Origin of the sequence: Massilia aurea (assembly GCF_014200505.1) — a bacterium.
Lineage (GTDB): Bacteria > Pseudomonadota > Gammaproteobacteria > Burkholderiales > Burkholderiaceae_D > Telluria > Telluria aurea_B.
Genome location: NZ_JACHBX010000002.1, coordinates 221425 through 244647 on the forward strand (window position 1 = coordinate 221425; position 23223 = coordinate 244647).

The following is a 23223-nucleotide window of genomic DNA, read 5'->3' on the forward strand; positions in this document are numbered from 1 at the left end:
ACCTCGGGATACTTAAACCGTGATATTAGGGGAGCAATAATGAAGCGCACTATCCTGGCAACCGCGATCGCCCTGGCTTTCAGCATGGCCCACGCCCAAGAGAACACCGTGAACGACGTCCGTGGCGGCAATACCCAAACGTCGACGATCACCAATACCACCAATACCAATACGGACAACAGCTCGCTGACCGACTCCCGCAACAGCAATAACATCACAACGAGCACCAACACTGACAACACCCAGGCGAACAGCAACAACATCGCGACCAACACCAATAACAGCCAGACCGACAGCAACAACACGGCCACCAGTAACAGTACCAGCACGAACACCAACAACAGCCAGACCGACAGCAACAATACGTCGACCAGTAACAGCACGAACACGAATACCAACACTGCGAACAACACCAATACGCAGACCGATAACAGCCAGCGTACCAACACGAACACCACCAACACCACAAGCAACAACCAGGTGGACAACTCGGACAACCGCGTCACGAACACCACGACGAACAACAGCAACAGCCAGACCAGCAACCAGTCCGACACGCGCAATATGCAGATCGACAGCAACGACACGACGGACATCGCGACTACCACCACAACCAACAACAGCAGCGACAGCAGCCAGGACAGCTCGGGGCAGAACAACAGCTCGGGTGACGCCAATGCCGAAGTGGCCGGCGCCGCGGCAGCCAACAACGGCGGCAGCGCCAGCTCGTCGGTCGCGAACTCGTTCAACACCTCCTCGGCAACGTCGACCAGCGCCCTGACCGGCAATGTCAGCGGCAATAACATCAGCAATATCGGCAACACCGCACAGAACACGGGTGGCGCGAACGGCGCATCCGGTTCCGGCGCTGCAGGCGGCGTGGGCTATGGCGGCGGGGCCAGCGGCACCGGTGCAGCCGGCGGGGCAGCCTCGGGCGCGGCAGGCGCGTCAGGCGGCGCGGGCGGCTACGCTGCTGCTGGTACGGCCTCGACGGGCTCATCGAGCGTCGGTAACGCCGCTGGCGGCGCCGGCGGGGCGACGGGTGCTGCAGGCGCCACGGGCGGCGCAGGTGCATCCGGCGCCATGGGTGGCTACGCTGCCGGCGGCAATGGCGCTGCAGGCGGCGCCGGCACGGGCGGCGCGGGTGCAATGGGCGGCGGGGCCAATGGCGGCTCGGGCGCGGCAGGCGGCGGGGCCACGGGCGGCGCAGGCGGCTCGACCGGCTCGCTGGCTGGCGGCAATGGCGGCGGCACCGGTGCGGCCATGGGCGGCGCAGGCGGCGCGGGTGGCAATACCGGCTCGGCATGGGGCGGTGCAGGTGGTGCAGGCGGCTCGGGCGGCGCAGGCGGCATGGGCGGCACCTCGGCCGGTTCGAGCCTGACAGCCTCGAATGGCGCCAGCGGCGGCGGTGCCAGCATCGGCGATGCCATGGCAACGACGGGCGCCGGCGGCACGCCGGGCAGCGATCCGGCAGCAGCCGGCGGCGCCAGCGGCGCATCGACCAATACCGGCGGCACCAGCACGGCCGGCAGCCCGACCAGCGGCGCCAGCACCAATGGCGCGGGCGACTCGATGGCGGGTGCGGGCGGTGCCGGTTCAGCCGGCGGCGCGGGCGGCTCGGGCGCCGCTTCGTCGAATACCTCGGGTAGCGGCGCAGCAGGCGGCACCTCGACCGGCGGCACCGGCGGCGCCGGCGCGGCACTGGCCGGCACGGGCGGCGCAGGCGCCACCGGCACGGCAGGCGCCGGCGGCTCGGGCGCAGCAGGCACGGCTGGCATGGGCGGCAACGGTGCGACCGGCACTGGCGGCGCTGGTGGCGCGGGCCAGGGCGGTACGGCGGGCGCGGGCGGCATGGGCGGTTCGGGCGCAGAAGCGACCGCATCGACCGGCGCCAGCGGCGCAGGCGGCGCGTCCACGGGCGGTTCGGCCACGGGCGGCTCGGCCACCTCGGGTGATGCAAGCTCGGGCGCCGGCGGCAGCGGCGGCGCTGGTGGTGCAACCACGTCGGGCGCAGGCGGCTCGGGCGGCGAAATGACGGCCGGTGCAGGTACCGGCGGCTTCGGCGGCGCCGGCATGGGCGGCAATGGCGGCACCAACAACGTCAGCTCGGGCTCGTTCGACATGTCGAACTCGATGAACAACATTGCCCAGTCGGCAGCCGGCATCTCGATCATCAGCCAGAACAACGGCTTCTCCTCGCTGATCCAGCAAAGCGTCAACGTGCAGTCGAACATGAACGTCGGCGGCGCAGGCCAGTGATCAGGTAACGGGTGCAGGACGGGCAGCGATCACGCTGCGCGCCCTGCACTCCCGCCATGCGGCGCTTTGCCCGCATGGCGGTCCTTTCGAGCGAGGCATCATGAAACAACTACACCAGATTGGATTTCTCTTGCTGACGGCAGGCGCTGCTCTGCCAGCAGCAGCCCAGGTCACCGAGCCGGCCAGATTGCCAGTAGCGGTGCGCTTTTTGTCGACCGTGAACGTGGCGCCGGCCCCCGACGACGATCTCGCAAGCGGCTGGGGCAAGACCACCGACGCCGCTGTCCTGGGCGACCTGCGCGGCGGCACCGACATCATCACCACCGAAGCGACGCTGGGCGGCACGGTCGGCAACAACACGGCCACCAACGTGACCACCGGCATGAACGTGATCAGCGGCGGCTCGTTCGCCAACGCGTCGGGCTTGCCAGTCGTGATCCAGAATTCCGGCGCGAACGTCCTGATCCAGAACGCGACCGTCATCAACCTGCAATTGCAATGAGCATGACACCCAGCCCTCACTTGATGCTGCACATCGCACTGTGCGGCGCCCTGCTTGCGCCGCACAGTGCGCATGCACTGGACCTGGCCGGCGTCGGGCGCGTCAACGTGCCGGTAACCAGTCTCAAGGACATCAAATTCCAGCGCACGCTGCGCCAGCAATATGACTACAGCTGCGGCGCCGCCGCGCTGGCCACCTTGCTGTCGCACCACTACCAGACGCCCACGCCCGAACAGGACGTGTTCCAGCAGATGTATGCCAGCGGCGACCAGGCCAAGATTCACAAAGAAGGTTTTTCGCTGCTCGACATGCAGCGCTTTCTCGCCACGCGCGGCTTTCGCGCCGACGGCTTCAAGCTGCCCATTGAAAAACTGATCGCCGAAAAACTGCCGGCCATTGTCCTGATCACCGACCGTGGCTTCAACCATTTCGTGGTCATCAAGGGCGCCGAAGACGGCCGCATCCTGATCGGCGACCCGTCCACCGGCAACCGCGTCGTGAGCATGGAACGGTTCCAGGAAATCTGGCGCAACAAGATCTTGTTCGTGATCCACAGCCACAAGGACCAGGTTGCCTTCAACACACCGGAAGACTGGCGTGGCGCGCCGCGTGCGCCGCTGGGCACCGGCATGCACCAGGACCAGCTTAGCGCAACCCTGCCCAAGTTCGGGCCGGGCGATTTTTAACGGGGACCACCATGCGCCTTCCACCCTACCCTTTGCACACCGCCTTGCCGGGCCTGCTGGGCCTGCTGAGCCTGCTGAGCCTGCTGATGGGCACGCTACCGGGCGCCCAGGCCACCGAGCCGGTCGTACCGGTACTTGGCACGCCGGTCGCCGCCACCACGCTGGACGCCGCCCGTGGCGGCTTCGAGGTAGCTGGTGGCCTCTCGCTGTCGCTCGGCATCGAGCGCGTCGTGTCGGTCAATGGCGAAATCATGGCGCGCACGAATATCGCCATCCCCGACCTGGCGGCCATGACGGCCGAGCAGGCGCGCCTGACCCAGGACGCGCTGGGCGCAGCGCGGATGATCCAGATCGGCGGCAACAACTATGCCGCTGCCGACCTCAACCTGCCCAACGGTGCGACGCTGGTCCAGAACACGCTCAGCGGCCAGGATATCCGCACGGCGACCACCATTTCGTCGACCGTCAACAGCATGTCGCTGATCAAGGACATCAATTTCCAGTCGACGATCCGGGACGCCGTCGTGCGTTCCCCGGGCGGACTATGAATGTTCAACACCACCACCACTCACTCTGGAGAATCTGGATGTATCCACACGTCGCGCGGCTCGGCGCTGCGGGCCTGGCGGCCGCCCTTCTGGCGCCGCCTGCACTCGCTCAACAAGTTGCTCCCCTGTCGAACAATGGCGCACAGCCATCCTCTGCCGAACTGTCGCAGCTGAAGGACGAGCTGGCGCAGCAACGCGCGCTGGTCAATCGCCTGCTGCTGGAAGTCCAGGCCCAGCGCGAGCAATTGCAGCGCATGGGGACGCCGTCCAATGGCGTACTGCTGTCGCAGCAACGCGGCATGGGCGGCGCGATGAGCGGCCAGGCACCGGTGGCCGAGCCGCCCGTGTTGCCACCCGTATTGCCGCCAGCAGTGACGGGCGTGCCGGCGCCGCTGCCGCCACAGCAGCGCCCTGACCAGCCCGGCGTGCCCGCCCCCGTACCGGCCCAGCCCGCCGCGCCGGCGCAGGCGCAAAACACCAGCCGCCAGCAACCGAACCGGCCGCCGGAAGTCGCACCGATCGGCGACCAGCCGGGCGTGCTCACGGCGCCCGGCACCTATGTGCTCGAGCCGTCGATGCAATACGGCTACTCGTCGAGCAACCGCGTGGCGCTGGTCGGCTACACGGTGATTCCGGCCCTGCTGATCGGCCTGGTGGACGTGCGTGAAATCAAACGCAATACCTTCACCACTGCGATCACCGGCCGCACCGGCCTCAGCAACCGGATGGAAGTCGAGGTCAAGGTGCCGTATGTGTATCGCTCCGATGCCACCGTCAGCCGGGAAATATTCACCGGCACGGCAGTCGAACGCGTGTTCGACACGACCGGCAAGGGCATGGGCGACGTCGAAGTGGCCGGCCGCTACCAGCTCAATAACGGCGGCGCCGACAAGGGCTATTACATCGCCGGCCTGCGCTACAAGAGCCGCACCGGCCGCGATCCGTTCGAAGTGGTCACCGATTGCGAGCGCCGCTGCATCGGCGAGAACGTCACCGGCACCGGCCTGCCGCTGGACCTGCCTACCGGCTCGGGCTTCCACTCGCTGCAAGCCACGCTGACCTGGCTGTATCCGTCTGATCCGGCCGTCTTCTTCGGCAACCTGAGCTACGTGCACAACTTCAAGCGCGACGACGTGACGCGCCTGGTACGCAATGGCGAGCGCGAACCGCTCGGCTCGCTGCAACCAGGCGCCGTGCTGGGCTTTAACTTCGGCATGGGCCTGGCGCTCAACGACAAGGCGTCGCTGAGCCTGGGCTACGACCACAGCACGATCGGGCGCATGCGCCAGAACGGCGCGACCTCGATCGGCTCCGTACGCACGCAGCTGGGTACGCTGCTGCTGGGCTATTCCTACCGCCTGAGCCCGAAGCGTTCGCTCAACATCGCCGTCGGCGCCGGCGTCACGCGTGACACACCGGACGTGACCCTGACGCTGCGTTTGCCAATGACTTTCTAACCAGAAATTTATTCCTGAAATCGGTCATGCAGGGGGGATGACTTGTGGTAAATACGGAGACGATTGAAAAATCTTGCTTCCGTTTTAAGAGTTTGCCCTATAATCAGATTCGCAATGTAAGGCGTCACCCTGGTTTTTGTCCTAGGTACGCAAACAGGGCATCAACGTAAAATTAATTTTTGAGGGAATAAAAATGGCGACTGGCATTGTTAAGTGGTTCAATGACGCAAAAGGTTTCGGTTTCATCACGCCTGACGGCGGCGGCGAAGATCTGTTCGCGCACTTCTCGGCGATCAACGCCAACGGCTTCAAGTCGCTGCAAGAAAACCAGCGCGTGACGTTCGACGTCACCACCGGTCCTAAAGGCAAGCAGGCTTCGAACATCCAGCCGCAAGCTTAAGGTCCGCTGGCCCGTCACGGCGGGCAAGCAACGCAAAAGAGCACATCTTCGGATGTGCTCTTTGTCTTTCTGGCGACCGTTTTGATCGACGCTTGCGCGCTGCGCAAAAAAAAACCTCCCGTGAAGGAGGTTTCCTGATCCTGCGCTGCAGGGTTATTTGCCGATGCGACGACGTGCCAGGCAGAGACCGGCCAGGCCGAGGCCGAGCAATGCGAGCGAGGCTGGTTCGGGAACCGGCTCGACATCATAGCCAACCACCAGGTTATCGAACTCGAACGCGTGGCCGCTGGTCCGGAAGCTGAACGACGTGAACTCTTCTTCGGGCTTGAAGAACAGGTTGACGTAGATGTTCGAGCTATCCGCATTCGGATTACCCGTCTCGCCGTGGAACATGGCGATCAACGATGCGCCTGTCACCGTCTGGATGACCGCGCCGACAGCGTTGTAGAAGATCAGATCATTGTAAGTATCGATCGATCCGTAATACAGGCCAAGGTAATTCAGCGTAGCGTCGTTGCCGAGCGAGTTCAGCAAGCCAGTGTAGTTAAAATTGACTTCTGACGTGCTCGCGCCGCTGCCAACGCCCGGGCCGTAAGCAAAATGCGTTTTGTCGTTGGCTGGTGCTGCATACACGCCCGACAGGTTACCTTTCGCATACCCCAACCCGCCGCCCGATACGGTGGAGACAACCATATTGGCTGGCATTGTTGGTCCGCCACCGGGGGCATCGAACGTTTCGACAAACACATTGTGTGTTTGCAGACTCGTCTTGCCAGACCCGTCCGCCGCGACTGCCGAGGCGTACGTGATTTCTACAGCTTGTGTCACAGAAGCCGACATCAGCAATACCGATGCCAGGCAAGGAACCAAGGCTTTATTCATGATAGGTCTCCGGTGGTTGAGACATGGTAATTAGCACTAACCATGCCACCGATAAAAATCTATCATAAACAAATACTTAGAAATAAATCCTTGCGGCAACGTAATTGTTATCGACAGTATGTTACTTTTATATACTTTACGTTACCTGTATTTCGCGGCGGACATGAAGGGGGCGGTTTCTGCCGGCGATCGACGGTCACGCCCCTGTTTGCAGCGCCACGAATGCGCCGCTGGCAATCAGCAGCCGCAGCTGCCCGAGCCGCAACCGCCGCCGCCGGATTTCTTCGGCGCTGCCGCCAGCTGGATGCCAGGTGCACGGCCACTTTCTTCGTCGTAGCCAGCCGCCTGCAGGCGCGCCACGTACTGCTTCCACAGCGATTCCTGGCTGCGGCCCAGCTCATACAGATAATCCCAGCTGAAGATGCCGGAATCGTGGCCGTCCGAGAAGGTCGGCTTGATCGCGTAGTTGCCGACCTGCTCGACGTCGGCGATGCCGACTTCGCGCTTGCCAAGTTGCAGCACTTCCTGGCCCGGGCCGTGGCCCTTCACCTCGGCCGATGGCGAATACACGCGCAGATATTCGAACGGGAGCGAAAAGGCGCTGCCGTCGTCGTAGGCGACGTCGAGCACGCGCGATTTCTGGTGGACAGTCAATTCGGTTGGATGTGGCATGGGACTCTCTATATCAGGAAAAACGGCGCGCGATGGCAGCGCCCAATTGGTCGTGCAGCGCACGACGCGCCGCGAGGATAGCAGGTTCCGTCGCACGCACCGCCTGCGCCCATACAGGCGCCGGGAAATGCGCATCGTCGGCATAGCGCGGGATGATGTGCCAGTGCAGGTGCGGCACCACGTTGCCGAGGCTGGCCACATTGACCTTCAATGGCTGCATCACCTCACGCACCGCCGTCTCCACCTGGAACACGGCGTCGTTGACCAAGAAGCGGTCATCCGCCGACAGGTCGCTCATCTCGCGCACATGCTCGTGCCAGATCACGCGGCAAAAGCCGGGATAGTTCGCGTCGTCGACGACGATGACGCTGAACTTCTCGCCAGCCCATGCAGCAGGCATTGTCAGGTCGCACAGCTCGCAACCCGGTTCACGCAACGCCGTCATACCAGCACCCGCTCGATGCCGCCAGCATTGGCGCGTGCGACGTACTCGGGCAGCCAGTTCTCGCCCAGCAGGTGCTTGGCGATTTCGACGACGATGTAGTCGGCCGTGGTGCCCGAATCATCGTTGTAGCGGCTCAGGCCCTGCAGGCACGACGGGCAGCTGGTCAGGATCTTGACGTCGCCCTTGAAGCCGTCTTCGCGCAGCTTGTCGGCGCCCTTGACCATCTCGCCTTCCTTGCGCGAACGGACCTGGGTCGCGATGTCCGGCCGCGAGACGGCAAACGTGCCCGACTCGCCGCAGCAGCGGTCGTTCTTCTCGATCTTCACGTTGTCCACCGTCGACACCAGCGCGTTGACCGTCTTGATCGAATCCTGCAGCTTCATCGGCGTGTGGCACGGCTCGTGGTACATGTACCGGGTGCCGTTCACGCCTTCGAGCTTGACGCCCTTCTCTAACAGGTATTCATGGATGTCCATGATGCGGCAACCCGGGAAGATCTTCTCGAACTGGTACGTTGCCAATTGGTCGTAGCAGGTGCCGCACGAGACCAGCACCGTCTTGATGTCCAGGTAGTTGAGCGTGTTGGCCATCCGGTGGAACAGCACGCGGTTGTCCGTCACCATCTTCTCGGCCTTGTCGAACTGGCCGGCGCCGCGCTGCGGATAACCGCAGCACAGGTAGCCCGGCGGCAGCACAGTCTGCACGCCCACTTCCCACAGCATCGCCTGCGTGGCCAGGCCCACCTGCGAGAACAGGCGCTCCGACCCGCAGCCCGGGAAGTAGAACACAGCCTCGGTGTCGGCATTGGTCTTCTTGGGGTTGCGGATGATCGGGACGATCTTGTCGTCTTCGATATCCAGCAAGGCGCGCGCCGTTTTCTTCGGCAGGTTCCCCGGCATCTTCTTGTTGATGAAGTGGATGACCTGCTCGCGCACGGGCGCCTTGCCGGTCGTCGGCGCGGGCGCGGCCAGCTGCGGCTTGGCAAAGCCCTTGAGCATGCGGTTGCCGAAGCGCTGCGCCTTGAAGCCAAAATCGACCATCACCTTGCGCGTGGCATTGATGGTGGTCGGGTCGGTCGCGTTCAGGAAGAACATCGCCGCGCGGTTGGCCGGCTTGAAGCTGCGCTTGTCCATCTTGCGCAGCAGGTTACGCATGTTCATCGACACATCGCCGAAGTCGATATTGACCGGGCATGGCGTCACGCACTTGTGGCACACGGTGCAGTGGTCCGAGACGTCCTCGAATTCTTCCCAGTGCCGGATCGAGACACCGCGGCGGGTCTGCTCTTCGTACAGGAACGCTTCGATCAGGGCCGACGTGGCCAGGATCTTGTCGCGCGGCGAATACAGCAGGTTCGCCTGCGGCACGTGGGTCGTGCAGACGGGCTTGCACTTGCCGCAGCGCAGGCAGTCCTTGATGCTGTGGGCGATCTCGCCGATATCGCTTTGCTGCATGATCAGCGACTCGTGGCCCATCAGGCCGAACGACGGCGTATAGGCGTTGCGCAGGTCGGCGTGGGCGCCTTCCAGATTGAGCAGCTTGCCCTTGTTGAAACGCCCTTCCGGATCGACGCGGATCTTATAGTCGCGGAATTCCTGGATTTCTTCGTCCTTCAGGAATTCGAGCTTGGTGATGCCGATCCCGTGTTCGCCCGAGATCACGCCGTCGAGCGAGCGCGCCAGCTTCATGATGCGCTCGACCGCCTTGTGCGCATCCTGCAGCATGTCATAGTCGTCCGAGTTCACCGGCAGATTGGTGTGGACGTTGCCGTCGCCGGCGTGCATGTGCAGCGCGACGAACACGCGCGAGCGCAGGATGCGTTTGTGGATCGCCGTGCTCTCGTCGAGGATGCAGGTGTAGGCGCTGCCGTTGAAGATCTGGCGCAGCGGCGCGCGCAGCTCTGCTTTCCACGAGATGCGCACCGTGTGGTCCTGCACCAGGTCGAACAGGCATGCATCGGGCTGGATCGCCAGACGCGCATCGAAGGCGGCCGACAGATGGTCGAGCCCGAGCGATTCGAGCTGCTCACGCGCCTCTGGCAGCGGCATGTCGAGGTTGGCCAGGATGAAGCTCCAGCGTTTGGTCACCAGATCGACCAGCGCGCGTGCCTGCAGCGGGCGGTCGCCCATGATTTCGTCGCGCTCGACGCCTTCACCGCTGCTCGCGTCGTCGCTCTTGGCCAGCGGCAGATGGTCGCTCGCCAGGTAGTCGCGCAGGCCGTCGGCCAGCTGCAGCTTGTTCTTGATCGACAGCTCGACGTTGATGCGCTCGATGCCGTCGGTGTATTCGCCCATGCGTGGTAACGGAATGACCACGTCTTCATTGATCTTGAAGGCGTTGGTGTGACGCGCGATGGCCGCCGTGCGGGCGCGGTCGAGCCAGAACTTCTTGCGCGCCTCGGGGCTGACGGCGACAAAGCCTTCACCCACGCGGGTATTCGCGATGCGCACCACTTCTGACGCAGCCAGCGCCACCGCGTTTTCGTCGTCGCCGACGATGTCGCCGAACAGCGCCATCTTCGGCAGCACGCCGCGTTTGGACTTGGTGGCGTAACCGACCGCGCGCAGGTAGCGCTCGTCCAGGTGTTCCAGGCCCGCCAGGCGCAGCGTGGAAAACGCCGCGTCGCCGTTCTTCGGCAAGCCATTGAGGTAATTGGTGATCTCGACGATCGACGGAATCGCATCGCGCGCCTGGCCGAAGAATTCGAGGGCCACGGTGCGCGTGAACTTCGGCATCTTGTGCAGGATCCAGCGGCCCGACGTGATCAGGCCATCAGTGCCCTCTTTCTGGATGCCCGGCAGGCCGGAGAGGAATTTGTCGGTGACGTCCTTGCCCAGGCCTTCCTTGCGAAAGCGCTTGCCGTCGATGATCAAGGTCTCGGTGCGGAACGGCGCGCCTTTCGGTGCGCCCTTGACCGACGGATGCGTCCATTCGAGCAAAAACTCGGCCTTCGGCGCATCGTGGATCTTGCCCAGGTTGTGGGCAATGCGCGTGACATCGAGCCAGTCGCCATTGGGGTCGACCATGCGCCACGAGGCCAGGTTGTCGAGCGCAGTGCCCCACAACACGGCCTTCTTGCCGCCCGCGTTCATCGCGATATTGCCGCCCACGCAGGATGCGTGCGCCGAGGTCGGATCGACCGCGAACACGAAGCCGGCCTTCTCGGCCGCCTGCGACACGCGCTGCGTGACCACGCCCGCATAGGTGTGGATGGTCGCGTACTCACGGTCCAGGCCCGGCATGGCGGTCATTTCGACTTCGCCGATGCCGATCAGCTTTTCGGTATTGATCACGGCCGACATGGGCGTGAGCGGAATCGCGCCGCCCGTGTAGCCGGTGCCGCCGCCGCGCGGGATGATCGTCAGCCCGAGCTCGATGCAGCCCTTGACCAGGCCGGCCATCTCGTCTTCGGTGTCCGGCACCAGCACCAGGAACGGGTACTCGACGCGCCAGTCGGTGGCGTCGGTCACGTGCGAGATGCGGTGCATGCCGTCGAAGCGGATATTGCGCTTGTCGGTGTACGCGCCCAGCACCTTCAGGGCGCGCTTGCGCAGGTCGTAGGTCTCAGAGAATTCGCGGCCGAAGTCGTCGACCGCGCGACGCGCGGCCGCCAGCAACTGCTCGACGGCGCTGCTGCGCGCTGCGACTACGGCCGGGTCGCCGTCATCCTGGGCGTCGACCGTCGTGCGGCGCTTGTCGACTTCGGCCAGGCGGTGGTGCAGCGCCTCGATCAGGTTGGCCCGGCGCTTCGGGTTGTCCAGCATGTCGTCCTGCAGGTATGGATTGCGCCGCACGACCCAGATGTCGCCCAGCACCTCGTAGAGCATGCGCGCGGAGCGGCCGGTCTGGCGGGCGCCGCGCAAGCTGCCCAGCAACTCCCACGACGACTCACCGAGCAGCCGGATCACGATTTCGCGGTCCGAGAACGAGGTGTAGTTGTACGGAATCTCGCGCAGGCGCGCGGGGGCGTTATCGGCTAGCAGGGTATGGATGTGTGCGGGGGCGTTCATGAATACTCGTCGACAGTCGGACAGGCCCGAAGGACGTTCATTCTATCGTATTGCGTTGCACCACGCTTGGGACGGCCCCGCCCGCCGTTGCGTGCGACGCAACAAAATATTCATACTGTGTCGGATATACAAACATTATTCAGCCACAGGCGCGGGGGCACGGTATTTATCAAGCACGCCGCCGCGAATGACATATGTCGTCCGGCCTGGTTTGCACCGTTATCGTGGACTGTCCGGCACCTCGAACGCCTCGCCAGTCTCGAAGAAATGCCCACCGGCCACATAGTGAATGCTTTTCTTGCCACCTGCCGCCATATTCCAGTGCCCATCGGCAAACACCGCCGGGTCGGCCCAGGCCGCCACGACCTCACCCAGGAACAGGTCATACGTGTTCTGGATATGTGGTTCAGGGAGTACGCGGCATTCGAGCCAGGCCAGGCAGCCGTCGAGCAACGGCGCACCGACCTGCTCACCGGTCCAGGCGCCCGCATTGAACGCCGCGAACTTGTCCACCTCGCGGCCCGACGTCGAGCCCACCTGCAGGGTCAGGCGCGCCAGCTCGCGCGACGGGATGTTCAGCGCGAATTCGCCGGACCCCTCGATCATGCTGCGGGTGAGTGTGTTCTTGTCGATCACGACTGCGACCTTGGGCGGATCGAAGTCGAGCGGCATCGACCAGGCGGCCGCCATCACGTTGACGGCGTCGCCGTGACGGCTGGACACGAGAACGGTCGGCCCGTGGTTCATCAGGCGATAGGCTTTGGCGAGGGGTACGGGAACGCGGTTGGTCATGCAAGTATCCTTGAGGTGATGGTGCCGGCAGGATGCCCACCTGTTCAGGCATTGCCTCCCCGGGTCTAGCCGGTAATGCGCGTCAGCATGTCGCCGAGCGACTTCCAGAAACTGTCCGGCACGTACAGCAGCGCCAGCGTCATGGTCAGGTAGCGCGCAAACTTGCCAATCGCCATATACATGAGGCTCGGCCAGAACGGCAGGTGCAGCCAGCCGGCCAGCGTGCACAGCGGATCGCCCACGCCTGGCAGCCACGACAGCAGCATCGTCTTGGCGCCGTAGCGCTTGAGCCAGCCAAACCAGCGGCTCTGGCGCTCTTTGGCAAACGCCACCTTGGCGCGGTAGCCAAGGAAATAATCGACTGCGCCGCCCAGCGTATTGCCAAGGGTCGCAACGAGGATCGCCGGCCAGAACAGCGCGGGATTGGCCTTGATCACCGCGAACACGGCCGGCTCGGAACCCAGCGGCAGCAGCGTAGCGGAAATAAAACTGATGATGAAGACGGAGGTCAGTCCAACCGTCGGCGCCGCAACGAGGTCAAGCAGCCATTGGACAGCGGTTTCGATCATGCGAGCTTAGGCGAGGGAAATAGGCGTCCATTATAATGGTCCGGAACTTTCGTCACGACACGATACGATCGCCTGTCACCCAGCGCGCCGGATCGTACTGCGCGCCACGGTCACCCACCCTAGCGGAACAGTTTGCGTCGTCCGTCCCGCCAGCCCCATTGGCCTGACCCTTGTGTTTCGACCATGACTACCGACTATCTCAAAAAAATCCTGACCGCGCGCGTCTATGACGTTGCCGAACAAACGCCGCTCGATCTGGCCCCCACGCTGTCCGCGCGCATGGGCAACCGCATCTATTTCAAGCGCGAAGACATGCAGAGCGTGTTCAGCTTCAAGCTGCGCGGCGCCTACAACAAGATGGCCAACCTGACGCCGGAGCAGCGCGCCCGCGGCGTGATCTGCGCCTCGGCCGGCAACCACGCCCAGGGCGTGGCCCTGTCGGCGTGCCGTCTCGGCTGCCGCGCGTTGATCGTGATGCCCACGACCACGCCGGGCGTCAAGATCGACGCCGTCAAGGCGCGCGGCGGCGCCAGTGTCGAGATCGTGCTGCACGGCGACTCGTACACCGACGCCTACAACCACGCCCTGCTGCTGGAAAAAGAACAGCGCATGACCTTCGTGCACCCGTTCGACGATCCGGACGTGATCGCCGGCCAGGGCACGATCGGCATGGAAATCCTGCGCCAGCATTCCGGCCCGATCCACGCAATCTTCGTCGCCATCGGCGGCGGCGGCCTGATCGCGGGCATCGGCGCCTACGTCAAGGAAATTCGCCCGGACATCAAGATCATCGGCGTGCAGACGCTCGATTCGGACGCGATGGCGCGCAGCCTGAAGGCCGGGCACCGCGTCACGCTGAACGATGTGGGTTTGTTCTCGGACGGCACCGCGGTGCGCCTGGTGGGCGAAGAAACCTTTCGCGTCGCGCAGAAGGTGGTCGACGAGATCATCCTGGTCGACACCGATGCGATCTGCGCCGCGATCCAGGACGTGTTCCAGGACACGCGCAGCATCCTCGAACCGGCTGGCGCGCTGGCCGTGGCGGGCGCCAAGGCGTATATCGAGCGTTCGCAGATGGACCGCGAGCCCATCAAGGGTGAAACGCTGGTGGCCGTGGCCTGCGGCGCCAACATGAACTTCGACCGCCTGCGCTTCGTTGCCGAGCGCGCCGAGCTGGGCGAGTCGCGTGAAGCCGTGTTCGCGGTCACTGTGCCCGAGCAGCGGGGCAGCTTCCGCCGTTTCTGCGGCCTGGTCGGCCCGCGCAATGTGACCGAATTCAATTACCGCATCAGCGATGCCAGCGAAGCGCATGTGTTCGTCGGCGTGCAGGTGGGCAGCCGCAGCGAGTCCGGGCTGCTGGCGCGCACGTTCGAAGAGCATGGCTACAAGACGCTCGACCTGACCGGCGACGAGCTGGCCAAGCTGCATATCCGCCATCTGGTGGGCGGCAAAAGTTCGCTGGCCCACGATGAATTGCTGTATCGTTTCGAGTTCCCTGAACGGCCGGGCGCACTGATGCGCTTCCTGGACAGCATGGCGCCGAACTGGAATATCTCGCTGTTTCACTACCGCAACCAGGGCGGCGATGTGGGCCGCATTCTCGTGGGGCTGCAAGTGCCGCCGACCGAAATGGCCGAGTTCCGGCAATTCCTGGCGTCACTCGGTTACCGTTACTGGGACGAAAGCAGCAATCCCGTCTATAAATTGTTTTTGGGCGCGTAGGGTGGGCGGCTATGCCGCCCACGCGTTCAAACCAACCACGCTCCGTGGTAAATGAAGGCGGGTGAACGCGTGGACGGGAAACCCGTCCACCCTACGTGCCTGACTTTACTATCTGGTTCCTACTTTTATGAATACACCTGACCAATCGCCCCTCGGCAAATCCTCCGCCTACCAGAGCCAATACGCGCCCGAGCTGCTGTTTCCGATCGCGCGCCAGCAAAAGCGCGATGAGCTCGGCCTGTTTGCGGATGCCGGCACCATGCCGTTCTTCGGTGTCGACATCTGGAACGCCTACGAACTGTCGTGGCTGAACATGCGCGGCAAGCCGCAGGTGGCGATTGCGACGATTACGGTCCCGGCCGACTCACCGAACATCGTCGAGTCGAAATCGTTCAAGCTGTACCTGAACTCGTTCAACCAGACCCGCCTGGCCGGTCCGGACGCCCTGCTCGCCCTGCTGCGCGACGATCTGTCGGACGGCTTCGGTGCGCCGGTCCACGTCACGCTGACCAGCCCGGAAGCGTTCGGTGCGATCAAGATGGGCGAACTCGACGGCGTGCTGCTGGACCGCCTCGATGTCGAGATCGACGGCTACTCACCGTCCCCGGAACTGCTCAGCGCAGACGACGAAAACGGCCAAGTCGAAGAAACGCTGGTGTCGCACCTGCTCAAGTCGAACTGCCTGGTCACGGGCCAGCCGGACTGGGGCACGGTGCAGATCCGCTATGTCGGCCCGCAGATCGATCAGGAAGGCTTGCTGAAGTACCTGATCGGCTTCCGCGAACACAACGAGTTTCATGAGCAGTGTGTCGAGCGCATCTTCATGGACGTGCTGCGCCAGTGCAAGCCGACCAAACTGGCCGTGTATGCCCGTTACACGCGGCGCGGCGGCCTGGATATCAACCCGTGGCGCGCCAATTTTTCCACCGGTAAACCGCCGAATCTGCGTGGCGCGCGCCAGTAAATATCGCGTTTCTGACAGGATGCGACTCGCACGCCTGTACGTTTTTGGCGACAGCCGTGCGCCGTGGCTGGCAGTTTGCGCAGCCATGACGCGCTGCTGAAACTGCTTGTTTTTTCAGCAGATCATGTGCAAAAATCGGCCAATCTCAGCGCAAGCATGTATTTACTGGTCGCGTTCTGCGATTTGTTAAAAAAATTGCGTGGTGGCGTTAACATGAATCAACGCTGCTGTTGCCCTGTTTCGACGGGTATCGAACGACCGTCCCGCCAACTGCCCTGACGCTCGCGATTTCGAGTGTCCCAGGCATAAAACAGGCCTATAATCCGTGCTCGCAAGCACGCCACTTGTGCCGCGCACTTGTGCCACGCACCCCATGTTATGACCAATTTAAGCAAAATCCTCTCGCTCGAAAACGTCCAGCTCGACATCGAAGTGTCGAGCAAAAAGCGCGCCTTCGAGCAAGCCGGCCTGATCTTCGAGAACAATTGCGGTATTGCCCGTTCGATTGTGTCCGACAACCTGTTCGCACGCGAGCGTCTCGGTTCCACTGGCCTCGGCCATGGCGTGGCCGTCCCGCATGGCCGCATCAAGGGCAGCAAGAGCCTGAAGGCACCCCTGGCCGCGTTCGTGCGCCTGAAGGAACCGATTCCGTTCGAATCGCCCGACGGCCAGCCGGTGAGCCTGCTGTTCTTCCTGCTGATTCCGGACCATGTCACGCAGCAGCACCTCGAGATCCTGTCGGAAATCGCCGAGCTGTTCTCGGACGAAGCCATCCGCACTGCGCTGGCGACCGACGCCGATCCGAAGGCTGTCCACGAGCGCATTATCAACTGGCAACCCAGCCTGCAAGCTCTGGGTTAAACTTCACGTCACTGCACGCGCGGCAATGATGTCGCGCGCCTTTTTTTGTGACGAAGACGATGCCCATGCTGCAGTCCCCGCTGACCATTCAACGGCTGTACGACGATAACCGCGACAGCCTGCAGCTCGGCTGGTTTGCGGGCTTTCCCGGCGGCGAACGCCAGATCGCCGGCGATGCCGCGTCGGCCGCCGACCAGGTCGGCCACCTGAACCTGATCCACCCGGGCCGCATCCAGGTCTTCGGACACCAGGAACTCAATTACTACCACCGCCTGAAAGCCAATTCGCGTACCCACGTGATTGGCGAACTGATCGGCGGAGGACCGCCGGCGCTGATCATTGCGCAGGGTCTCGAAACGCCGCCCGACATCCTCGCGATCTGCGACGAGCAGAACATCCCGCTGTTTTCCACGCCGCTGCCGGCCGCGCAGGTGATCGACTTCCTGCGCGTGTACCTGTCCAAGAAGCTGGCCCAGCGCGTGATCATGCACGGCGTGTTCATGGACGTGCTGGGGGTGGGCGTCTTGATCACCGGTGAATCCGGCTTAGGCAAAAGTGAACTGGGGCTGGAACTGATTTCGCGTTCGCACGGCCTGGTGGCCGACGATGCGGTGGAATTCTCGCGCATCGCACCGAACATGATCGAGGGCCGCTGCCCGCCCCTGCTGCAAAACCTGCTCGAGGTGCGCGGCCTGGGCCTGCTGGACATCAAGGCGATCTTCGGCGAGACGGCGGTGCGCCGCAAGATGCGCCTGAAACTCATCGTCCACCTGGTCAAGCGCGGCGCGCTGGACGAAGAAGTCGAACGCCTTCCCTTCCATTTCCCGACCGAAGACGTGCTGGGCCTGCCGATCCGCAAGGTCGTCATCCCGGTGGCGGCCGGCCGCAACATCGCCGTGCTGCTCGAGGCCGCCGTGCGCAACACGATCCTGCAACTGCGCGGCATCGACACGCTGCAGGAATTCATGGAGCGCCAGCGCCAGGCCATGAGCGCCGATTGACCCGGTGCCCGCGGCCCGCGGGTGTACGGCTGACCGGCGCTTGCGGTATCATCGCGTCTATGCACATCGTCCTCATCACCGGAATTTCCGGCTCGGGTAAATCCGTGGCCCTGAATGTCCTGGAAGACGCCGGTTACTACTGCGTCGACAACCTGCCGCCGGCCCTGCTGACGGCCCTCGTCAATACCGTCAGCGAAAGCGGCGGCGGCAAGATCGCCGTCGCGGTCGACGCGCGCAGTGCCGAATCGCTGGCCGAACTGCCCGTGAGCGTGCGGCGCCTGCGCGATGACGGCCACTCGGTCAAGGTCATGTTTTTGACCGCGAGCACCCATTCGCTCGTGGCGCGCTTTTCCGAAACCCGCCGCAGCCACCCGCTGTCGCACGAGCTGCGTCCGGGTGAAAACCCGGCATCGCGCCGTACCCTGATCGAGTGCATTGCTGAAGAACGCGAGCGCCTGTCATCGATCGAGAACCTGGGCCACGTGATCGACACGTCCGAGCTCTCGTCGAACAAGCTGCGCGGCTGGATCAAGGAACTCGCCGAGATCGACCACGCGCCGCTGACGCTGTTCTTCGAGTCGTTCGCCTTCAAGGTCGGCGTGCCGCTCGACGCCGACTTCGTGTTCGACGTGCGCGCGATTCCGAATCCTTACTACGACCTGGCGCTGCGCCCGCTCACCGGCAAGGATGCGCCCGTGATCGCCTTCCTTGATGCGCAACCAAGCGCCGTCGAGATGCTGTCTGACATCCAGAACTTCGTCGCCAAGTGGCTGCCGTCGTTCAAGACCGACAACCGCAGCTACCTGACGGTGGCGGTTGGCTGCACGGGCGGACAGCATCGCTCGGTGTACATGGCCGAACACCTGGGTGCGCATTTCGGCGCGACCGAGCGCGTGATTGTCAGGCATCGCGAACAGCCGAAGCATCGGGCGGCGTAATTCGACGTCAGAACCAGGCGTCGATGAGTCTGCGTTGCCTCGATCTGGTGCCGTCTCCCTTTGTGGACGACCAGCGGTCGCATCATCAAATTATTTGAAAGCAATAAACGAATAGATCGTCACCCGTTAGCTGGTTAGGCTGTGAATCTCCTCCATACTTTCAAAGGATTCACGATGCTGCAGTTATCAGGGAAAGTAGCAATCGTCACTGGCGCAAGTTCAGGCATTGGCTACGAAACGGCCAAGCTATTCGCAAGCGAAGGTGCGAAGCTGGTCGTCACCGCTCGCCGCCACAGCGAACTTGCCAAACTGGTCGCGGACATCGAGCGCCATGGCGGTGAGGCAGTTGCCATTGCCGGGGACATCAGGGACGAGAACCTTGCACGCTCATTGGTTGAGATGGCAGAAAACCATTTTGGCGGACTCGACATTGCTTTCAACAACGCTGGTACGACAGGGTATCCCGCCCCAGTGGCCGATATATCGGCTGACGCCTGGCAAGCTACGCTCGATACAAATTTGACGGGCTCTTTTCTTGGTGCGAAGTACCAACTGCCCGCAATGATAAAACGCGGCGGTGGTTCGATCATTTTCACGTCGACATTCGTCGGAAGCACTGTGGGTTTTCCAGGAATGGGGGCGTACGCTGCCAGTAAAGCAGGACTGATCGGTCTGATGCAGGTCATCGCCGTGGAATATGGCATGCACGGTATTCGCGCCAATGCTTTACTCCCCGGAGGAACCGATACACCGATGGGCCGAGCGAGCGCCAATACGCCTGAGGCACTGGCTTTTGTAAAAGGCTTGCACGCCCTCAAACGCATTGCACGGGCAGAGGAAATCGCCCGCTCGGCACTCTATCTCGCTTCTGATGCCTCCAGCTTCAGCACTGGCTCGACGCTGTTGGTGGACGGTGGCGTGTCAATCAACCGCACGTAGTAGAAGAAATGCCAGTGACACCACCATCTCTGATGCGAATGCCGCCGTCGTGTCAGATCGGACCGATCACCTTCCCACCGGTGTAGTACACGTAGGTCAGCGGTCCACCGAGGGTAATCTCCGATTCTTTCTTGCCCCATGTGGCGCGCTTGAATGCGAGGCAAGCGGTAGCGCCGGGGTTATGGCCGAAGCGTTCTGACACGAACGCGTCCTTCCCGGTGAAGTCGAGAATGATGAATTGCTTGACGCAGTTCGCCACGGGCCCCAGCAACACCACCATGCGGCGGATTTTCGGCCGGTCGGCCTGGCCGGCGATCTTCGCTTCGTATTCTGTTGAACTTGGCTTCAAGTCTTCAATCATCAGCGACAGCGCATTACCCTGCGCATCCTTCTCGTCCTTGATCGCCAGGAGCGGCTTGCCTCTCAGCGTGATCGTGCGTGCATCCGCGCCGGGTTTGCCATCAGCGGCAACGAACTTCAGCTCGCCCAGCCTGGTCGGATACGAATACATCGCCAGTTTTTGCTCCTGCACGGCAGCCTTGACCGTTTGCATAGTGCCGTCAGCAGCCTGCAGCTTGCTGCTCGCGACCATCGACAACAACAGGAATAGTCTGACTATTTTCATTGATTGGCTCTGCTTTTAACGTACTGCGACCGTCACATTATTTCCGCACCGGCCCCGCAATCAGGCATCGCGAGCAGCCGAAGCATGGGGCGGCGCAGGCTTGCTGCCTGCCCTGTCACACGTCTGACGCTGGCGACGAAATTCCATCGTCCAGTTGGTTTCCCATGTATTTCCCGCATCGGCAGAAAAAGCCTGGTCCCAGTACAGCAAGTTTCGATCGATCTGGCGCCAGATGAATCTGACGAGAATCGGGATTTCCTGGAAAGTATCGTTGGCGAAGAACGTACCAACGCCATCAATGAATTCGCCTACCACTGGAACGTCGATCTGACTCGGAAGACGACCGTCGAGCCACCAGATCGACCATTTCTTCGTTTTCTGATCGTAGGAGCGTAACGCGATAGCGCGAAAGACCTCGTCATTCAGGCGCAAGATGTTGTCTTCAAGGTTACCGAAGCCACCCAGAATTTTTTGGGTCGACATCTCGCCATCAAACTCAACCCATTCATTGCAGTTTGCCAGGCGCTCCTTGAGCCGCCGATGCCTGACAACCCAATTCCCAATAACAAAATCGAAGTCAGTCGGTGCTGAACTCATCAGTTCCAGTGCCATGCCACTCCTTGAATAATAGGTGGTCTGTCGGCCCGCACACCCGTCGCCACCGACCACGGATGACCGCCGCCGACATCAATATGGCGCCTCGTCACTTCAGCACCGACGCCGCATCCACGATCCGCACATCATGCATCTGGTGCAGATACGATTCCAGATACCCCTTGTGCGACGCGCCGACGATGACCAGCATGCGCTGGCCGGGCCGCATGCCTAGCACGTCCCGGATATTGGCTGCCATGCGCAGGTTGCGCGTTTCCCAGTAACCCACGTACTGACGGCCGAAGCGCTGCACTGACGGCTCGTTGAGCGCCGCGCCGAAGTCGCTGCGGTAGACCAAAGCCCCCTGACCAGGCGCATTGTCGGCGCGGTACATCGCCAGCACGCCTTCGGCACTGGCCAGCAAGCCCTCCTGCGCCTTATCCACCGCCGTGCGCTGCTTCGTGGCCGGGTTGTCCCACGCTTTCATCAGGGCATCGCCAAACGCCTTCTCGTCTCCCGTCGCGCTATCGGCGGTGTGGTCGTCCATCGCGTACAGGCGTTCAAGGCCAAGCCGGACGGCCAGACGTGCACCGATCATCAGGCTTTCGTCCGTCCTGGTTTCCAGCTTCACGAGGACGCCGACCAATGCAGCGTCCAGACCGTCGCCGGCACGGCGCTCGGCCTCGGGCAGGCGCAGCCACTGCACCAGCGCCGATGCCTCCTCGCCGCCAGCAAAGAACAGCGCCGCCAGGCGCCGGCGCTGCGCGGGTGTAGGCGCAGCGGGCCAGGCTGCCAGCAAGGCCTCGGCGGCCTCGGTCGCCGCTGCGACATCCAGTCCCGTGGCCAGACGGGCCGGCGCGGTATCCCGGCAGTAGGAATCGATCGAGTCCTTGTAGCGGGCCGGGTAGCGTCGCATGAAGTCGCACTGCGGCCCGGATACCGCCTCGATCGCAATCGCCTGCGGCTTCCATGCGGCCAAGCGGTCGTTCAACAGCGTCAGGCTGGCGGCCTGGAAGGTTTTCGGCAATTGCGACAGATGGGGCGAGCCCAGCACCAGCACCTCGTTGGCAGGCCCGGAGGCCGGGCCCTTGAATGCGCTCGCATTGAAGTCAGGCTGCCAGGCCTGGGCGGCGGCGCCGCCGCACAAGGTCATCGACAACAGCAAGGCGGTCATGCGCATCGGGGGTCCTCATCGGTTCATGAAGCCACGATGTTTGCACCGCCTGCGCGAAAAGTCACGCGCAAACGGATATGCATGTAGAGGCTTACGCGAGATGGCGCAGCGGATGCGCGTGCGCCGGCCACACCGGCGCGAAGAAGCGCGCGACCATCGCGTCGGTCACGAGGTCGAGCGACGGCGGATTCCATTGCGGCGCATTGTCCTTGTCGATGACGAGCGCGCGCACGCCTTCGAGTACTTCACCATGCTCGAAGTTGCGGCGCACGAGCAAGCGTTCCAGGCGCAGGCAGTCGGCGACATCGAGCGATGCGCCGCGCAGCAGGAGTTCGCGCGTCACGCACATCATCAATGGCGAACGCTGGCGCATTGCATTCAATGCCTTCTGCGCGAATGGCGTGTCGTCCCCCTCGAGCGACGCCATGATCGCCGCCACCGAGTCCGCGCCAAAGTGCGCATCGATGCGCGCACGGTTGGCCTGCAATTCGCTCTCGCCGGCATGCTGGATGGCGAACGCGCGGATCGCCGCCGGCAGATCCGCGCCCGGCGTCGCCTCGATCAGCGCCTGTAATGCCGCCAGGTCTGCGCTTGGCACGAACACATCGGCCAGGCCCACGTACAGCGCGTCGGCCGCGCCGATCGTCAGGCCGGTCAAGCCCAAAAACATCCCCAACTGCCCCGGCGCGTGCGACAGAAAATGGCTGCCGCCGACATCGGGGAACAGGCCGATATTCACCTCGGGCATTGCCATCTTCGTGCGCTCGGTGACGATACGCAGACCGCAATCGGGCCCGCCCTGCGCGATGCCCATGCCGCCGCCCATGACCACGCCGTCCATCAGTGCGATATACGGTTTCGGATAAAAATGGATCAGGTGATTCAGCGCGTATTCTTCGGTGAAGAAATCCTCGAGCAGTGCGCTGCCGCCTTGCGGCGAGGCGTTGCCGACGTCGTGGAAGAAGCGGATATCGCCACCCGCGCACAGCGCTTTTTCGCTGCTGCTGGTGATCACGACCGCATCGACCGCAGCGTCAAGCTGCCAGTCGAGCAGGATCGCGGTCAGCGCGCGCACCATGTCCAGCGACAGCGAATTGAGCGCCTTGGGCCGGTCGAGGGTGATGATGCCGGTGCGGTTGGCGATGCGGGTCAGGACGTGTTCGGACATGGCGTGATCCATCGA

23 protein-coding genes are annotated in these 23223 nt (G+C 63.1%); 13 read left to right on the top strand and 10 right to left on the bottom strand.

Features of this window, described 5'->3' with window-relative positions:
* The first annotated feature begins 39 nt into the window (after window positions 1-39).
* The 6 genes from HD842_RS10335 (at window position 40) to HD842_RS10360 (ending at window position 5852) form a co-directional block, all read left to right on the top strand.
* Window positions 40-2259 carry a hypothetical protein gene (locus HD842_RS10335; RefSeq protein ID WP_183554095.1) on the top strand — a complete coding sequence of 740 codons (2220 nt, stop codon included), beginning with the start codon at window positions 40-42 and terminating at the stop codon, window positions 2257-2259.
* 100 nt (window positions 2260-2359) lie between these two features.
* Window positions 2360-2761, top strand: coding sequence for a hypothetical protein (locus HD842_RS10340; protein ID WP_183554097.1), 402 nt, complete (start codon window positions 2360-2362; stop codon window positions 2759-2761).
* On the top strand, window positions 2758-3447 hold the full coding sequence (locus HD842_RS10345; RefSeq protein WP_370660821.1) for a C39 family peptidase: 690 nt from the start codon (window positions 2758-2760) through the stop codon (window positions 3445-3447). Before HD842_RS10340 ends, HD842_RS10345 begins: the two co-directional genes overlap by 4 nt.
* Window positions 3448-3458: 11 nt before the next feature.
* Window positions 3459-3995, top strand: coding sequence for a hypothetical protein (locus HD842_RS10350; protein ID WP_183554099.1), 537 nt, complete (start codon window positions 3459-3461; stop codon window positions 3993-3995).
* Window positions 3996-4033: 38 nt separating this feature from the next.
* Entirely contained in the window at window positions 4034-5452 is a 1419-nt protein-coding gene (locus HD842_RS10355; protein WP_183554101.1) for a hypothetical protein, read from the top strand.
* 193 nt (window positions 5453-5645) lie between these two features.
* Window positions 5646-5852: a cold-shock protein gene (locus HD842_RS10360; protein WP_183554103.1), complete on the top strand. Its 207-nt coding sequence runs from the start codon at window positions 5646-5648 to the stop codon at window positions 5850-5852.
* A gap of 153 nt (window positions 5853-6005) precedes the next feature.
* On the opposite strand, the gene HD842_RS24065 is transcribed toward HD842_RS10360, so the two are convergent.
* From HD842_RS24065 to HD842_RS10390, 6 genes are all read right to left on the bottom strand, one after another.
* Entirely contained in the window at window positions 6006-6734 is a 729-nt protein-coding gene (locus HD842_RS24065) for an Npun_F0296 family exosortase-dependent surface protein (protein WP_183554104.1), read from the bottom strand.
* A gap of 237 nt (window positions 6735-6971) precedes the next feature.
* Entirely contained in the window at window positions 6972-7406 is a 435-nt protein-coding gene (locus tag HD842_RS10370) for a gamma-butyrobetaine hydroxylase-like domain-containing protein (protein ID WP_183554105.1), read from the bottom strand.
* A gap of 13 nt (window positions 7407-7419) precedes the next feature.
* The gene (locus tag HD842_RS10375; RefSeq protein WP_183554106.1) at window positions 7420-7851 is read right to left on the bottom strand and encodes an HIT family protein; all 432 of its coding nucleotides are present in this window, start codon (window positions 7849-7851) and stop codon (window positions 7420-7422) included.
* A complete protein-coding gene (locus tag HD842_RS10380; protein ID WP_183554107.1) occupies window positions 7848-11861 on the bottom strand; it encodes a DUF3683 domain-containing protein in 4014 nt (1337 codons plus the stop codon). The genes HD842_RS10375 and HD842_RS10380 overlap by 4 nt, the downstream gene beginning before the upstream one ends.
* Window positions 11862-12080: 219 nt before the next feature.
* Window positions 12081-12653 carry a flavin reductase family protein gene (locus HD842_RS10385; RefSeq protein WP_183554109.1) on the bottom strand — a complete coding sequence of 191 codons (573 nt, stop codon included), beginning with the start codon at window positions 12651-12653 and terminating at the stop codon, window positions 12081-12083.
* Window positions 12654-12718: 65 nt separating this feature from the next.
* On the bottom strand, window positions 12719-13222 hold the full coding sequence (locus HD842_RS10390; RefSeq protein ID WP_183554111.1) for a YqaA family protein: 504 nt from the start codon (window positions 13220-13222) through the stop codon (window positions 12719-12721).
* 183 nt (window positions 13223-13405) lie between these two features.
* Here HD842_RS10390 and ilvA point away from each other — a divergent pair, with 183 nt between their 5' ends.
* From ilvA to HD842_RS10425, 7 genes are all read left to right on the top strand, one after another.
* Window positions 13406-14944 carry a threonine ammonia-lyase, biosynthetic gene (gene ilvA / locus HD842_RS10395; protein ID WP_183554113.1) on the top strand — a complete coding sequence of 513 codons (1539 nt, stop codon included), beginning with the start codon at window positions 13406-13408 and terminating at the stop codon, window positions 14942-14944.
* 127 nt (window positions 14945-15071) lie between these two features.
* Window positions 15072-15908, top strand: coding sequence for an NADPH-dependent 7-cyano-7-deazaguanine reductase QueF (queF, locus tag HD842_RS10400; protein ID WP_183554115.1), 837 nt, complete (start codon window positions 15072-15074; stop codon window positions 15906-15908).
* 63 nt (window positions 15909-15971) lie between these two features.
* Complete coding sequence (locus tag HD842_RS10405; RefSeq protein ID WP_183554117.1) at window positions 15972-16187, top strand: hypothetical protein; 216 nt, start codon at window positions 15972-15974, stop codon at window positions 16185-16187.
* A 99-nt stretch (window positions 16188-16286) separates the two neighbouring features.
* Window positions 16287-16769 carry a PTS sugar transporter subunit IIA gene (locus HD842_RS10410; protein ID WP_183554119.1) on the top strand — a complete coding sequence of 161 codons (483 nt, stop codon included), beginning with the start codon at window positions 16287-16289 and terminating at the stop codon, window positions 16767-16769.
* Between the two features lie 65 nt (window positions 16770-16834).
* Entirely contained in the window at window positions 16835-17770 is a 936-nt protein-coding gene (hprK, locus tag HD842_RS10415) for an HPr(Ser) kinase/phosphatase (RefSeq protein WP_183554122.1), read from the top strand.
* 59 nt (window positions 17771-17829) lie between these two features.
* Window positions 17830-18708: an RNase adapter RapZ gene (gene rapZ, locus HD842_RS10420; RefSeq protein WP_183554124.1), complete on the top strand. Its 879-nt coding sequence runs from the start codon at window positions 17830-17832 to the stop codon at window positions 18706-18708.
* 174 nt (window positions 18709-18882) lie between these two features.
* Complete coding sequence (locus tag HD842_RS10425) at window positions 18883-19647, top strand: SDR family oxidoreductase (RefSeq protein ID WP_183554126.1); 765 nt, start codon at window positions 18883-18885, stop codon at window positions 19645-19647.
* 52 nt (window positions 19648-19699) lie between these two features.
* Here HD842_RS10425 and HD842_RS10430 read toward each other — a convergent pair whose 3' ends face one another.
* From HD842_RS10430 to HD842_RS10445, 4 genes are all read right to left on the bottom strand, one after another.
* Window positions 19700-20272, bottom strand: a complete 573-nt coding sequence (locus tag HD842_RS10430) for a hypothetical protein (protein ID WP_183554128.1) — start codon at window positions 20270-20272, stop codon at window positions 19700-19702.
* Window positions 20273-20332: 60 nt separating this feature from the next.
* Complete coding sequence (locus HD842_RS10435) at window positions 20333-20884, bottom strand: DUF1579 domain-containing protein (protein WP_221290446.1); 552 nt, start codon at window positions 20882-20884, stop codon at window positions 20333-20335.
* Window positions 20885-20975: 91 nt separating this feature from the next.
* Complete coding sequence (locus HD842_RS10440) at window positions 20976-22046, bottom strand: DUF5694 domain-containing protein (RefSeq protein WP_183554130.1); 1071 nt, start codon at window positions 22044-22046, stop codon at window positions 20976-20978.
* Window positions 22047-22131: 85 nt separating this feature from the next.
* Window positions 22132-23208 (bottom strand): enoyl-CoA hydratase/isomerase family protein, encoded by a 1077-nt coding sequence (locus HD842_RS10445; protein ID WP_183554131.1) that lies wholly within the window; start codon window positions 23206-23208, stop codon window positions 22132-22134.
* Between the last annotated feature and the right edge of the window lie 15 nt (window positions 23209-23223).

Coding starts and splice junctions, on each gene's coding strand:
- rapZ (WP_183554124.1), top strand. CDS start 17,830: ATGCACATCGTCCTCATCACCGGAATTTCCGGCTCGGGTAAATCCGTG.
- HD842_RS10385 (WP_183554109.1), bottom strand. CDS start 12,653: ATGACCAACCGCGTTCCCGTACCCCTCGCCAAAGCCTATCGCCTGATG.
- HD842_RS10380 (WP_183554107.1), bottom strand. CDS start 11,861: ATGAACGCCCCCGCACACATCCATACCCTGCTAGCCGATAACGCCCCC.
- HD842_RS10350 (WP_183554099.1), top strand. CDS start 3,459: ATGCGCCTTCCACCCTACCCTTTGCACACCGCCTTGCCGGGCCTGCTG.
- HD842_RS10370 (WP_183554105.1), bottom strand. CDS start 7,406: ATGCCACATCCAACCGAATTGACTGTCCACCAGAAATCGCGCGTGCTC.
- HD842_RS10340 (WP_183554097.1), top strand. CDS start 2,360: ATGAAACAACTACACCAGATTGGATTTCTCTTGCTGACGGCAGGCGCT.
- HD842_RS10390 (WP_183554111.1), bottom strand. CDS start 13,222: ATGATCGAAACCGCTGTCCAATGGCTGCTTGACCTCGTTGCGGCGCCG.
- HD842_RS10445 (WP_183554131.1), bottom strand. CDS start 23,208: ATGTCCGAACACGTCCTGACCCGCATCGCCAACCGCACCGGCATCATC.
- HD842_RS24065 (WP_183554104.1), bottom strand. CDS start 6,734: ATGAATAAAGCCTTGGTTCCTTGCCTGGCATCGGTATTGCTGATGTCG.
- HD842_RS10430 (WP_183554128.1), bottom strand. CDS start 20,272: ATGAAAATAGTCAGACTATTCCTGTTGTTGTCGATGGTCGCGAGCAGC.
- queF (WP_183554115.1), top strand. CDS start 15,072: ATGAATACACCTGACCAATCGCCCCTCGGCAAATCCTCCGCCTACCAG.
- HD842_RS10345 (WP_370660821.1), top strand. CDS start 2,758: ATGAGCATGACACCCAGCCCTCACTTGATGCTGCACATCGCACTGTGC.
- HD842_RS10435 (WP_221290446.1), bottom strand. CDS start 20,884: ATGGCACTGGAACTGATGAGTTCAGCACCGACTGACTTCGATTTTGTT.
- HD842_RS10360 (WP_183554103.1), top strand. CDS start 5,646: ATGGCGACTGGCATTGTTAAGTGGTTCAATGACGCAAAAGGTTTCGGT.
- HD842_RS10410 (WP_183554119.1), top strand. CDS start 16,287: ATGACCAATTTAAGCAAAATCCTCTCGCTCGAAAACGTCCAGCTCGAC.
- HD842_RS10425 (WP_183554126.1), top strand. CDS start 18,883: ATGCTGCAGTTATCAGGGAAAGTAGCAATCGTCACTGGCGCAAGTTCA.
- hprK (WP_183554122.1), top strand. CDS start 16,835: ATGCTGCAGTCCCCGCTGACCATTCAACGGCTGTACGACGATAACCGC.
- HD842_RS10440 (WP_183554130.1), bottom strand. CDS start 22,046: ATGCGCATGACCGCCTTGCTGTTGTCGATGACCTTGTGCGGCGGCGCC.
- HD842_RS10375 (WP_183554106.1), bottom strand. CDS start 7,851: ATGACGGCGTTGCGTGAACCGGGTTGCGAGCTGTGCGACCTGACAATG.
- HD842_RS10335 (WP_183554095.1), top strand. CDS start 40: ATGAAGCGCACTATCCTGGCAACCGCGATCGCCCTGGCTTTCAGCATG.
- HD842_RS10355 (WP_183554101.1), top strand. CDS start 4,034: ATGTATCCACACGTCGCGCGGCTCGGCGCTGCGGGCCTGGCGGCCGCC.
- ilvA (WP_183554113.1), top strand. CDS start 13,406: ATGACTACCGACTATCTCAAAAAAATCCTGACCGCGCGCGTCTATGAC.